The sequence below is a fragment of the Enterococcus alishanensis genome (assembly GCF_019218635.1).
In the GTDB taxonomy this organism is placed as follows: domain Bacteria; phylum Bacillota; class Bacilli; order Lactobacillales; family Enterococcaceae; genus Enterococcus_A; species Enterococcus_A alishanensis.
Window position 1 is genome coordinate 1 of the sequence record NZ_JAHUZB010000012.1, and the last position, 13316, is coordinate 13316.

Annotated in this window: 9 protein-coding genes, 1 other RNA gene and 1 pseudogene; 6 read left to right on the plus strand and 5 right to left on the minus strand. The window is 34.6% G+C overall.

Annotation, left to right across the window (positions count from 1 at the left end; genetic code table 11):
- Nucleotides 1-240: 240 nt before the first annotated feature.
- The 3 genes and pseudogenes from KUA55_RS18455 to fghA form a co-directional block, all read left to right on the plus strand.
- Nucleotides 241-707, plus strand: a pseudogene (locus KUA55_RS18455) (DDE-type integrase/transposase/recombinase); the annotation flags it as partial.
- A gap of 264 nt (nt 708-971) precedes the next feature.
- The gene (locus tag KUA55_RS17370) at nt 972-2087 is read left to right on the plus strand and encodes an S-(hydroxymethyl)glutathione dehydrogenase/class III alcohol dehydrogenase (RefSeq protein ID WP_218327645.1); all 1116 of its coding nucleotides are present in this window, start codon (nt 972-974) and stop codon (nt 2085-2087) included.
- A gap of 4 nt (nt 2088-2091) precedes the next feature.
- Nucleotides 2092-2931, plus strand: a complete 840-nt coding sequence (fghA, locus tag KUA55_RS17375) for an S-formylglutathione hydrolase (RefSeq protein ID WP_218327677.1) — start codon at nt 2092-2094, stop codon at nt 2929-2931.
- 960 nt (nt 2932-3891) lie between these two features.
- On the opposite strand, the gene ssrA is transcribed toward fghA, so the two are convergent.
- Nucleotides 3892-4258: a transfer-messenger RNA gene (gene ssrA / locus KUA55_RS17380) on the minus strand.
- Between the two features lie 63 nt (nt 4259-4321).
- Nucleotides 4322-5089 (minus strand): Cof-type HAD-IIB family hydrolase, encoded by a 768-nt coding sequence (locus KUA55_RS17385; protein WP_218327646.1) that lies wholly within the window; start codon nt 5087-5089, stop codon nt 4322-4324.
- Between the two features lie 156 nt (nt 5090-5245).
- Between KUA55_RS17385 and KUA55_RS17390 the strand changes: the two genes are divergently transcribed.
- Both KUA55_RS17390 and KUA55_RS17395 read left to right on the plus strand, forming a co-directional pair.
- Nucleotides 5246-5965, plus strand: a complete 720-nt coding sequence (locus KUA55_RS17390; RefSeq protein WP_218327647.1) for a response regulator transcription factor — start codon at nt 5246-5248, stop codon at nt 5963-5965.
- The gene (locus tag KUA55_RS17395) at nt 5965-7425 is read left to right on the plus strand and encodes a sensor histidine kinase (protein WP_218327648.1); all 1461 of its coding nucleotides are present in this window, start codon (nt 5965-5967) and stop codon (nt 7423-7425) included. Before KUA55_RS17390 ends, KUA55_RS17395 begins: the two co-directional genes overlap by 1 nt.
- Nucleotides 7426-7464: 39 nt before the next feature.
- Here the strand turns inward: KUA55_RS17395 and KUA55_RS17400 are convergent, their stop codons facing one another.
- The 3 genes from KUA55_RS17400 to KUA55_RS17410 all read right to left on the minus strand — a co-directional run bounded on the left by KUA55_RS17400 (nt 7465) and on the right by KUA55_RS17410 (nt 11944).
- Nucleotides 7465-8907, minus strand: coding sequence for an NCS2 family permease (locus KUA55_RS17400; RefSeq protein WP_218327649.1), 1443 nt, complete (start codon nt 8905-8907; stop codon nt 7465-7467).
- A 130-nt stretch (nt 8908-9037) separates the two neighbouring features.
- The gene (locus KUA55_RS17405) at nt 9038-9583 is read right to left on the minus strand and encodes a hypothetical protein (RefSeq protein ID WP_218327650.1); all 546 of its coding nucleotides are present in this window, start codon (nt 9581-9583) and stop codon (nt 9038-9040) included.
- A gap of 222 nt (nt 9584-9805) precedes the next feature.
- On the minus strand, nt 9806-11944 hold the full coding sequence (locus KUA55_RS17410) for an LTA synthase family protein (RefSeq protein ID WP_218327651.1): 2139 nt from the start codon (nt 11942-11944) through the stop codon (nt 9806-9808).
- Between the two features lie 187 nt (nt 11945-12131).
- On the opposite strand from KUA55_RS17410, the gene KUA55_RS17415 reads away from it, so the two are divergent.
- The gene (locus KUA55_RS17415) at nt 12132-13301 is read left to right on the plus strand and encodes a class I SAM-dependent rRNA methyltransferase (RefSeq protein ID WP_218327652.1); all 1170 of its coding nucleotides are present in this window, start codon (nt 12132-12134) and stop codon (nt 13299-13301) included.
- Nucleotides 13302-13316 lie beyond the last annotated feature (15 nt).

The window sequence follows — 13316 nt, forward strand, 5'->3', positions numbered from 1 at the left end:
TAATAGCAGTAAAAACAAAGAAAAAAGGAGTGGATTTCTCCACTCCAAAAAAGTCTAACTATTTGGGGTCACTACAAAAGTTGGAGAGTCTTTTTTTGGAGAATAGTTCTTAATACTTAATCTTAGTAGAAAATATAGCTAATAATTGATCAATTTTACAGTTTTTTATCCTAATCTATGCTATATGAGTAATCGAATATGAGAAGAATCATAATATATTTTTATAAAATCACTTATTTTTACCTTTCTTATCGTGGAACTATTGGTCCAATCGGAAAAAATCGCCTGCATCGTCATTTTTATACTAGTGTTTGTCATCAAAAAATTACGATAGATACGACTGAATTTAAGTATTTTGAAACAGATAATAAAGGAAATATACTTAAAAAAATTACTATTTAGAAACATTTATGGATATGTATAATAACGAAATTATTTCTTAGCGTATTTCTAAAAAAAAAATGCCAACGATGTCATGGAAGGATTAGGGAAAAGAATCCAGAAAACTAATGACTGTCTTTATCACGCATTTTTCACACAGATCAAGATTGAACCTATCAAATGAAAGCTTAGGGTTACAAACTAAAAGAACACAATATTTTTCAAAGCATGTCACGAAAAAAAACTGTTTAGATAAATCGATGATGGGAAATTTCTTCGATTTATTAAAACAAGAAGTCTTTCATGGCATAATTTACCGCTTATTTACACATGCAAATCTAATTATTTGAATTTATTAATACTGAATAATTTATCAGTATGAAACAATAATTTGTACTTAAATTGAGATTAAAAAAAATAATAATGAACTAAAACGTTGATATAGGCGAGAAAAATTAGATACTGATAAAAAAAGCAGTATTGTAATGACTTTTTGAGATGATATAGTAATCTAAGTAATAGATACAACCTTGTTAACTGTTACGAACTATAAGTAATAAATTTAAAAAAAAAGAAAGTTGGTAGTATAAATGAAAAGTAGAGCAGCAGTAGCATTTAGCCCAGGGCAATCGCTTGAAATCGTCGAAATTGATGTAGCAGATCCAAAAGCAAAAGAAGTCATGGTTAAAATTTTGTATACGTCTGTTTGTCACACAGATGCTTTTACCTTATCAGGTGATGATCCTGAAGGCGTTTTTCCAGTTGTCTTAGGACATGAAGGCGCGGGAGTAGTTGTAAAAGTTGGCGACGAAGTAACCTCAGTAAAAGTTGGCGATCACGTTATTCCTTTATATACACCAGAATGTGGTGAATGTGAATTTTGCTTATCTGGGAAAACCAATCTATGTTCAGCCGTTCGTGAAACCCAAGGCAAAGGGTTAATGCCTGATGGAACCACAAGATTTTCTTACAACGGAGAACCAATTTATCATTACATGGGAACGAGTACTTTCAGCGAATACACAGTAGTCAACGAAATCAATTTAGTAAAAATTGATGAAGCAGCTCCTTTAGATAAAGTGGGTTTACTTGGCTGTGGCGTGACAACTGGTTTAGGGGCCGTAAAAAATACTGCAGCTGTTGAAGAAGATGCAGTCACAGCAGTTTTTGGACTTGGAGCAATTGGTTTAGCAGTCATCCAAGGCTTAAAGAAAGCCAATGCTAAAAGAATCATTGCAATTGACATGAATCCTGATAAGTGGGAATTAGCGAAAAAAATGGGCGCAACTGATTTTGTTAATCCAGCTGATTACAATCGTCCGATTCAAGAAGTTCTTGTTGAGATGACTAACGGCGGCGTAGACTATAGTTTTGAATGTATCGGTAATGTTGAAGTCATGCGTTCTGCTTTAGAAGCTTGCCATAAAGGTTGGGGAGAAAGTATTATTATTGGTGTTGCAGGAGCAGGTAAAGAAATTCATACTCGTCCATTCCAATTGGTGACGGGACGTGTTTGGAAAGGTTCAGCCTTTGGAGGGGTCAAGGGACGGACGCAATTACCTGGCATGGTAGAAGACTTTATGCAAGGTGAGATTGACCTAGATTCATTTATTACCCATCATTTAAACTTTTCTCAAATCAATCAATCATTAGACTTACTTCATCGTGGAGAATCTATTCGGACAATGTTGACCTATGGAGAATAAGCAAATAGGTCTAAAAATATTAGAGCAACATCAGTCTTTTGGAGGACAACAAATAAAATACAGTCATGAATCTGCTATTTTGCAGTGTGAAATGACTTTTAGCTTATTTATCCCAAAAAAAACTGAAGAACAGAAAGCTGTACCGTTAATCTGGTTTTTAGCGGGATTAACTTGTACAGATGATAATTTTAGCCAAAAAAGTGGATTTCAAAAGTATGCCTCAGAAAATGGGGTGGCTTTTGTGATGCCTGACACTTCTCCGAGGAAAATCGAAGAAGACAGCCCTGATTGGGACTTAGGGCAAGGGGCTAGTTTTTATCTTAATGCGACACAGGAGCCATGGAAACGGCACTATCAGATGTATGACTACTTAACTAAAGAATTACCAGAGATTGTCTATAGTCTTGTTCCGAATTTTTCAGGACAAGAAAGTATTATGGGTCATTCCATGGGAGGACACGGCGCTTTAGTGATTGGACTTAAAAATCCTGAGCGCTTTCAAGCCATCTCAGCTTTTGCACCAATTTCTAATCCCATGAATGTACCGTGGGGACAAAAAGCCTTTGAAAATTATTTGGGATCAGATCAAAGCAATTGGGAGAACTGGGATGCAGCTAAATTAGTTGAGAAAACGGGATTTAAAAATTCTCCAATCCTGATTACTCAAGGATCAAAAGATAACTTTTATGAAATCCAATTGAATGAGGCAGCATTTTTAGCAGGGGCAAAAAAATCGCATACTTGTGTAACCTACCAGATTGAAAAAGAGTATGACCATAGCTACTTTATGATAGCAACCTTTATTGAAGAACATATCAAGCACCATGTAAATATCATTAAATAACGTTTAGGTGAAATGAGAATATCAAAAATTTCATTACATCCACATAAAGAAACAGGCGATTTTTCTGGTAGCATTTTACAGTGTCAATGGAAGAAAATCTAGTTCAAGACAAATCTTAGATTAGATGCCCATAACCATGATTTTTAATATCTAACTCTTGTTCATACTGAACTTTTAATGGTTGGTCAACACTGAGATTTGAAGTGTATGTCTCTTCATTAATTGAAGCAGGTATATCAATTTCATTCAATAAAAGGTATCAGAACTTCATTGATTGAAAAAAGATTACCCACTTACGATGTATTATCTCCTGACTTAATGGATTTAATTGCAACGTTACTAGCTATAATGATTATGTTGGTATTCACTTCTTTAATGATTTATTTCGATTAAAGTTGCGTCAATCATACTAAGTCCAAAAATCGAAGCTATTTTAGGAGCGATTTTTGGGCTTTTTAGTATCTTTAGAGCAATGTTTATTCTCCAATAATTTGGGATGTAAAAGCATTTTATCCTAAACATTATGAAATTGGTTTGCAAGAGTTGAATTGGAAATTCTTAAAGAGAAGAAATAGAGTTATCGAAAGATAAAGCTATTTCATTGATGCTTTATTTTATTAATATGGAAGATACTAGATATAGCAAGTAAAGTTATGAGGAAATAACCATATAAAAAATATTTGATCGTGCAAACACTGGAAGAGGTACTTTTATTCTTGCTTTAAAACAAGGGTGGACTTGTTAGAATTGATATGTGTAGACTTTCTTGAACATATGGAGTAGTTCTGCCAGGACTTGTATCGGTGGCACCTTGTACATATTTCAATATAGTAGAAGTTTTTAACTTCATATTCCAAAGATATTTGGCGTACTGGTTTCCTTTTGTATCAAATCAGTAAAATTTAAGAAAAAAAGAGCTAAAACCTATTAAATCAAGGTTTTAACTCTTAGAAAAACTACAGATGGAGACGGCGGGAGTTGAACCCGCGTCCAAACATTTTGCCACTTAAGACTCTACGCTCATAGTTATACCATTTAAAATTCGCTTAGTTTTCTGCCGTATAACAGGCCGCAAACTTTGCTAGTCTGATGATCTCTTTTTCAACTTACAGACGGAAAGTTAAAACGTATCCCACTTAGAATAGGACCCTTACCCGAGCACATGGGCGATACCGGGAGGATCTACGCTAACTGTTTTTAGGCAGCTAAAGCGTAAGAATTGTTGTTATCTTTTGCAGTTATATTTAACTGTAACGTTTTAACGTAGCCGTAACCTACGAAGCGCAACTCAAGCTCAAACAATGCCTGTCGAATCCTTAACGTCCCCGATAAGACAAATTTAGTGCAATAGTTATTATATCACTACAATAAAAAAAGTACAATCTAAATACTAAATCAAGTCGTAATGTTTAAGACCATTGATAATTCCGTGCTCGGTATTCTTAGTGGAAATAAAACTAGCGGCTGATTTGACTTCAGGTAGTGCATTTCCCATGGCAATTTGATAATTGGAAGATTCAAACATAGGCAAATCATTTAAGCCGTCACCAAAGGTAAAAGTCGGGATATCTTGTTGTAGGAAGTTTTTCACTTCATCAATCGCGGTTCCTTTTGAAATACCCTTATTTACAACATCAATACATTTGGGTCCATTTCTGAAAAAAGTTAACTCATCGGCAAAAGCTTCATGATAAAGTTCATCTAATTCATCAGTCAATACTAAAAGCATGTTGGTTTCATATTCTAAGAAAGCATCTGTTTTAATGGGGGGAACCACATTGTTAAAATATTGGTAGGAGTCTTTGACCAATTGATTGACGCCAGAAATGAACATTGTTTCATGAGAGTAAAAGGCCACTTCATGTTTGAGTTTGCGTGTGAAATCTAACATTTTTTGACAAGTTGCGATGTCAATTTTATTGGAAAATATCGTATCATTTTCATAAATTCCATACATACCATTCATTGTAATACTAGCATCGATATGAGCGGCCTTTTTAATCGCCTGTATTTCAAATTCACAACGACCTGTAGAAATAATTGGTAAGATATTATTTTCTTTTAAGCGAAGCATTGTTTGGCTAATTTCAGGTGTAACTTCTGATTGATCATTTAATAAAGTACCGTCTAAATCAAAAAAAGCAATGGCTTGATACATATTGGACACTCCTTCTCATTTTCTTCTTATATTCTACCAAATCATGAAGAAAATCCAAATACTTATCGAAACAATTCAGTAGTTTATAGCTGATAAACGGCTTTTAGAGTATACTAAGGTTATAAAAGTAAAAATTTGATAAGTGAGGAATTAAAAATGAATATATTAATGATTGAAGATAATGAATCAGTTTCAGAAATGATGCAAATGTTTTTCTTAAATGAAGGCTGGGAAGCAACTTTCAAATATGATGGTAAGGAAGGTCTGGATACTTTTCTAACTGATCCTGAAAAATGGGACATGATTACTTTGGATCTAAATTTACCAACAATGGATGGAATGGAAATCGGTCGTGAGATTCGTAAAGTCTCTAGTAGTGTGCCTATTATTATGTTGACTGCGAGAGATTCCGAGAGTGACCAAGTGATCGGTTTAGAAATGGGTGCTGATGATTATGTGACAAAACCATTTTCACCGTTGACTTTGATTGCACGGATTAAGGCTTTACACCGCCGCAGTGAATTAGGTTCTGAGGGAGAAGATGATGCAAAACAATCTGACAATTCTTTTGATATTCAGACAGATCACTTCAAAATGAATTTAAAAACGCGGGAAGCTTATCTAGAAGATAAACCGGTGGAAGGTCTGACGCCAAAAGAATTTGATTTATTGTATACGATGGCAAAAAAACCACGGCAAGTTTTCACTCGTGAGCAACTATTAGAATTGGTTTGGGATTATCAATATTTTGGTGATGAACGGACGGTGGATGCCCATATTAAAAAATTGCGCCAGAAGATTGAAAAGGTAGGCCCGCAAGTAATTCAAACTGTTTGGGGAGTGGGCTACAAATTTGATGATTCTGGAGTAGCCTAATGAAGTATCTTTACCAACAGTTATTGGCTTTTGCGGGAGTTATCTTATTGATGGTCATTACATTAGGCTTTTCTTTCACGCAGTTTACTCGTCAAACTCTGGAACAAGATAATTACAATCAGTTGGCTCGTTACGCGGAGGCAGTTGACCAGATGAGCCGAAAACTAAGTGAAGAGTCTCAATTCTCCAGTTTGACCGACGATGAACAATTTTTAGCTGCTTTAAGCTTAACGGAGCAAACATTAGATCAAGAAGGTGTTTCTTTAGTTTTTTACGATACCAACGGTAAGATTAAGTATCCATTAAGTTCCAGTACAATTTCTGACAAATTGATTTCCAGTAAGCAATGGCAGGCGTTAAAAAATGGTGAAAGCCAAAAAATGACCACTGAAAACAATGAGTATGGCGAATCACAGACAACTTCATATGCGATGGTTTCCTTTAATAAAAAGGGAAGTGGTTTTTATGGAGTATTAGTAATTAGTCAGCCAGCGACTAATGTTGAAAATAGTATCAACGCAATTCGCAGTAATTTGTTCAAAGGTTTCATTATTGCTTCGATTTTAGCAATTATAGTGAGTTATTTCTTTGCTACACGACAGTTAAAAAGAATTAAGAGTATTCGATCGGCTACTGATGAAATTGCTAAAGGGAACTTTGATATCCAAATTCCAGATCATGGGAAAGATGAGTTTGACGATTTGGCGAGTGATTTTAATTCAATGACGGAATCTTTAAAAGAATCAAATGAAGAAATTGAAAGGCAAGAGGAACGACGGCGACAGTTTATGGCGGATGCTTCTCATGAAATGCGAACGCCTTTGACCACAATCAATGGTCTGTTGGAAGGATTGCAATATGACGCTATCCCTGAAGATCAAAAGGCAAAAGCTATTAGTCTAATGCAAAATGAGACAGCTCGATTGATTCGTTTGGTTAACGAAAACTTGGATTATGAAAAAATCCGAACCAATCAAATCAGTATTATAATTAAAAAATTCGATGCAACAGAAACGTTGAGCACCTTAGTTACACAATTGGAACAAAAAGCTGCAGCCGCAGGAGATCAATTGATTTTAGAAACACAAGAACCTGTTACGATCTACGCTGATTATGATCGTTTTGTTCAAGTTATGGTGAACATTATGCAAAATGCGATTCAGTTTACTCAAGATGGTGAAATCAGGGTCAGCGTGTTCAAAAAAGACAAGCAAACGATTGTAAAAATCGCTGATACAGGAATTGGCATGAATGAAGAACAAGTAAAAAATATTTGGGATCGTTATTACAAAGTTGATCCATCGAGGAAAAATACTAAGTATGGGGAATCTGGCTTGGGTTTGTCGATTGTTCAAGAGCTAGTTCGTTTGCATAATGGGACAGTTGATGTAGAAAGTACGTTAAACGAAGGAACAACCTTTACTATAAGTTTTCCAGATGAAGAAATAAATAATGACTAAAAAAGGCTCGTAAGATAATTTTCTTACGAACCTTTTTTCTTATAATAAAGCTAAAATTGCAAAGTTTGCGATGAACAATGCATCTACCACCCATAAAACAGGTGAAATTTCTTTACTTTTAGAATTGATAACTTTGATTAATGTATAAGTTATGAAGCCTGCTGCGATTCCGTAAGAGATACTATAACATAACCCCATAAAAATACTTGCGAAGAAAGCTGGAATGGCTTCTTCTAAATCTAGCCAGTTAATATCAGCAAATGAAGCCAACATCATCACACCAACAATAATTAAAGCGGACGAGGTAGCTTGTGCGGGTACAACAGCAATAACTGGAGATAGTAAACTACTTAGCGCAAATAGAATGGCTACAAAAACTGAAGTTAAACCTGTTCGACCACCAGCACCAATTCCGGCAGCTGATTCCACATAAGTTGTTGTATTAGATGTCCCAAAGATTGCTCCGATTGAAGTTGCAATTGCATCAGCGAATAATGCTTTATCCATTTTTGTTTTAAAGCCTAAGGTATTTGCATTTTCAATGGCCATTTCATCTTCTTTAGAAAAGATACCTGTGCGACGCCCAGTACCAATAAAGGTTCCGATTGTATCAAAAGTATCAGATAAACTGAAAGCCAAAATAGTCATTAGAACTTGTGGCAATTTACTACTGTCGGAAAATAGTGAGCCAAGTCCTTCTGCACCAAAAGCTGCACCAAAAGTAGTTCCTAATGCGCCAATTGAGCTACTTAAGGAATTTGCTTGCCAATCGATGCTGCTAAATTGAACAACGCCCATAGGAATACCTAATAAAGTAGTTAATATAATTCCAATTAAAATAGCGCCACGAACTTTTTTGATTACTAAGATGATGGTGATAAATAATCCTAAAACCGCTAATAATACGGGTGCATTGTTGAAGTTAGCTAAAGCTGGAACAACACCTGATCCCATTGCTACACTTTGAATTTGGTTATCCGTAACGATGCTGCTTGTTACATCTGCTCCGGTAGCAGAAAAGGCTAATAACCCAGCATTTTTTAAACCAACGTAGGCAACAAAAATACCAATTCCTCCGCCAATAGCTTGTTGCATACTTTCAGGAATAGCGCGAATAATCATTTTACGAATTTTTGTTACAGTAATTAAAATATTAATAAGTCCACAAATAAAAACCATCGCCAAAGCTTCTTGCCAACTATAACCAAGACCAGCGACAACTGTGTAAGTGAAGAAAGCATTCAAGCCCATACCTGGTGCTTGCGCGTAAGGAACATTTGCAAATAACCCCATGACTAAAGTTCCGATGACTGAAGCAATAATTGTTGCTAAAAAGACTGCTTGAAACGGCATACCAGCTGAAGATAGTATGCTTGGATTAACAAATAAAATATAGCTCATCGCAAAGAATGTAGTAACGCCCGCCATTAATTCAGTGGAAACAGTTGTACCATTTTCCTTGAGTTTAAACAGTTTTTCCATTTATATGAAACGCTCCTTTTATATAATTGCATCGTTTAAGTAACGAATACTTTAAAAGTATATGCAAGGACTAGAGGTAGTTCAAGGAATATTTGAATAATAGAACAAAAAAAAAGATAAATGTTCGTGATTAGCGAACTTTTATCTTTTTTCTTTGGTAATTGATAAAAGAATAAACGGAAATGAGCAACAAAAGAAAAAGCAATAATATTCCAACTGTCTTACCGAGGGATTTAAAAAAAAGGTTTAACAAAGTAACTGAAGAAAGACTATAAGAAAGAGAGTTATCTATTGAGTAAGCAATGCCGCTTGTTCCATTACTAAGTACGTATGTTGGCAAATCATGAAACTGAGTCAAACCATATTGATAAATATTTTGTAGAATTTTTTCATAAAATGGTTCAAATAAAGCGAATAAAGTTGTTAATGCCAGGGCAGCAGCAAGAATGCAGAAAATTAATTCAATCCCGGTCGTATATATTGAAAGTCTCATATCCATCTTTTTTTGATGGGATTTTAATAATTTTATACTGAAAATCATCACTAATAATAAGCTTCCTAACAAAATGAAAACAAAAAACCAAAAGGAATAAAAGGTTTGAATTTCTGATAATTCATTAGCTGTAAATAATTGAACATTGCTAGCTTGATCAATTTGATTCAAGATTAATTTCATAATTAAGACGCTGGTTAGTAAAAACAGTAAGGTTAAGGTAGTTAGAAAAAGAATTGAGGCCTCTGCTTTACGGTTTTTTATCGTAGATACAACATTGTTAAGATAGCTCATACTTTTCACCTCACAAAATAGTATAAAAGAATAGTTTGAAAGAAGTATGAAGCTGATAAGAAAAAAAGGCGTAAAAAAAACTACCCAATCGAAATTGAGTAGTTTACAGATCTATTCTTCAGCGTTATCAGATGTTTCGCTGGAGCCATTTTCTTGTTGATATTGTTGGAAAGTTTTCGTGCTGTACAAACTTTGTGTCGTCTTACCACCATTTTTTGAGAAGATGCTAGTCGATTCAGCACCTAAGTCTGATTCGATTTGCTCCATTTTGCTGACGCTATCTTTATAATTATATTGGGATGAATCAATTGGTTCCAATCCACTTTCTGTGTAGAATCGTAAAAGGTCACCATTATTAATATCATCGGAGGTAGATAGTTGTTTGTCGACAGCAAGTTCCCATGTATCTAACTGTTGTTGCAGCTCATCATCTGGCTCTAAAATCATTTGGCCATTTGAATTGGAATAAACACTGCCACTATAACTTGTATATTCTGGTGTCATATAATCACCGTTACGGAAAGCAACTAGTTGATCATTTTCAGGAGATAATAAATCTTGACCCATTTGAATATATTTGCTTGTGTCAACGCCCAATAAGTGAAGTAAGGTTGGTAAAGCATCAACTTCACCACCATAAGTATGATTAATTCCACCATTTGTTTGGCCAGGAACATGAATCATGTATGGGACTCTTTGCATTTGTGCATTGTCATAATTCGTCCAAGTGTCAGAAGTTTTTCCGACTAACTCAGCTAAATCAGGATTACGGGATTCAGAAATACCATAGTGATCACCGTACATTACAATAATTGAGTTATCGTATAAACCAGTTTCTTTTAAGTAAGTGAAGAACTCTTCAACTGCTTTATCTAAATAATTCGCTGTTGCAAAGTAGCCATTAATTGTTTCATCACTTGTGTTCGCCATTGGGAAACCAGCTTCATCACCAGTTAACTGGCTATATGGATAGTGGTTTGTAACAGCAATAAACTTAGAATAGAATGGTTGTTGTAAATGTTCTAAATATTGAACAGATTGATTAAAGAAAGGTTTATCATGTAAACCATACTGGAATGAGTTATCATCGTTGACATCATAATAAGATGAGTCAAAGAAGTAATCATAGCCTAAATTTTTATAAGTTTCTGTTCGATTCCAGAAGTTCCCTGAGTTTCCGTGGAAAGCCGCTGAAGTGTAACCTTTTGTTTGATTTAAAATGCTTGGCGCAGCTTGGAAAGTATTTTCACTACCAAGTTGAGTAAATAATGATCCTTGATTTAAACCAAATAATGAAGTTTCCATCAAAGTTTCGGCATCAGATGTTTTCCCAGCCTTTACTTGGTGGAAGAAATTATCAAAACTGAAAGTACTATTTTCATGGTAGATACTGTTGATAAACGGCGTTACTTCGTGTTCCACACCATTTTCATCTTTTAATTTATAATCAATTAAGAATTGTTGGAAGCTTTCTAAATGGATAGTAATGACATTCCGTCCATCAGCAAGTCCATAATAGTCAGCATTTGGTGCTGCATAATGTTCGTTTACGTAAGCTTCAACGTCTGTTAAATCGTTGGCACTGGCTTCTGCTTTTACCTGATTAGTACGGTAAGTTTGAACGCCATCATAAACTGTAAAAGCATTAATTCCTAAATACTTAACTAAATAATCCCGTGAGAAGGTTCTAGTTAGTAAACCAGTTCGGTCAGCTTCAGCTAAAAATAAGTTTCCAGAAAAGATCATAACTGATAAGGCAGTTACGGCTAATGCCATTCTAGCTCTCACTGGTCTTTCTTCTTCTTTAATTATTTTCTTCCATAAAAGAATTGGAAGGATTAAAATATCAATCATGAAGATGAAATCATAAGGACGGAAAAGTCTTATGGCACTTTCGCCAAGTCCGCTAGCTACTTTACCAGCACCTAGCATTGTGTTAATAGTGATAAAATCAGTAAATTCGCGATAGTAGACAACATTTGAAAACAAAAGCAGAGTTGCTAAAGCATAGATAACGATCATCGTTCGATAGGCTGCTTTAGGCCGTCTAACATATAATGCAATCGACAATAGAAACATTGTTGTTGCAAATGGATTGATAAAGAGGATGAAATATTGCATTAAGCTTTCAATCCCCAAATTGAATTCAAATAGATAAGCAAATATACTTTTGGCCCATAGTAATAAGGTTAATAGACCAAAGAAACCTAATCGCTTATTTAAGATTGATGAAATTTTAAATTTTCTCAAAGTTAACTTCCTTCCTAATAAAAGGTTTGTTTAAATTTTTCATTTAAAGCACTTCCCTAGAGTTTACATGGATTTTATAATGTCGTCAATCTAATTTAAGTTGATCTAAAGCCGACTTAAAAAAAACTTTATAAGCGTATTCACTTAAATATTTTGTTATACTTGAAAAGAAACGAGGGAAACAAATTTGAAAATACAATTAACAAAAAAGGCGAGTCAAAAAATTAGAAAGAAAAATCCACTGATTCAACCTGAAGATTTGCAAACAAAAATAAGCGATATACCTAAAGAATATCTGACTTTTTTAGACGAAAGAGGAGAGATTTTAGGTACAGGCTATTTAGGAAAACAAAACAAAGGAATCGGCTGGTTAATTAGTTACGAAGCTTTGAAAATTAATAAAACGTTCTTACATGAGTTATTTCAGACAGCAGTTACTAAGCGAAAGAAATTTTTTCAAAACAATGAAACGACAGCCTTTCGTTTATTTAATGGTGAAGGTGATGGCTTTGGTGGTATCACTATCGATTATTATGCCGGTTATTTAGTGATATCGTGGTATAACGAAACGATTTATGCCTTGAAAGAAGAATTATTGCTAACAATTTCGGAAGTCTTATCAGATAATCTTGGCATTGTCGAAAAAATTCGTTTTCAATCGGATTTACCGGAAAGTAATTGGTACATCGGAGAGAAACCTGCAGAACCTTGGCTAGTTAAAGAAAATGGTATTAATTATGCTACTTACTTAGATGAGGGATATATGACAGGAATTTTTCTTGATCAAAAAGAAGTTCGCAAACGTTTGGCTTCAGGACTTGCAAAAGAAAAAAAAGTCTTAAATATGTTTAGCTACACCGGTGCTTTTTCTGTTGCAGCAGCTGTTGGCGGGGCAGCAGGAACAACCAGTGTTGATTTAGCTAAACGCAGTTTAGATAAAACCAGAGAACAGTTTGAAGTGAATCAAATTTCTTTGGAAAAGCAAAAAATAGTAGTGATGGATACTTTTGAATATTTTAAGTATGCTAAAAGAAAAGGTTTTAGTTATGATTTAATCATCTTAGACCCACCAAGTTTTGCTAGAAATAAAAAGAAGACATTTTCAGTGACAAAAGATTATGGCCGCTTGATTGCTGAAAGCTTAGAAATATTAAATCCAAAAGGGCAAATTATTGCTTCCACTAATGCGTCAAATTTAACATTAAAGAAATTTCGACAAAGTATTGAAAAGAGTTTGGACGAACAGGGTGTAACCTACCAACTAAAAGAAACGTTTCGTTTGCCTCAAGATTTTCCAGTAGCGGCGTTTGAAGAAAGCAATTATTTAAAAGTACTATTTTACGAAATTAAAAAATAAAAAATGATCGTGGGG

Excerpts from the sequence above, each read along its gene's own strand:
- KUA55_RS17390 (WP_218327647.1), top strand. The coding sequence starts at position 5,246 with ATGAATATATTAATGATTGAAGATAATGAATCAGTTTCAGAAATGATG.
- KUA55_RS17385 (WP_218327646.1), bottom strand. The coding sequence starts at position 5,089 with ATGTATCAAGCCATTGCTTTTTTTGATTTAGACGGTACTTTATTAAAT.
- KUA55_RS17395 (WP_218327648.1), top strand. The coding sequence starts at position 5,965 with ATGAAGTATCTTTACCAACAGTTATTGGCTTTTGCGGGAGTTATCTTA.
- KUA55_RS17370 (WP_218327645.1), top strand. The coding sequence starts at position 972 with ATGAAAAGTAGAGCAGCAGTAGCATTTAGCCCAGGGCAATCGCTTGAA.
- KUA55_RS17405 (WP_218327650.1), bottom strand. The coding sequence starts at position 9,583 with ATGAAATTAATCTTGAATCAAATTGATCAAGCTAGCAATGTTCAATTA.
- KUA55_RS17400 (WP_218327649.1), bottom strand. The coding sequence starts at position 8,907 with ATGGAAAAACTGTTTAAACTCAAGGAAAATGGTACAACTGTTTCCACT.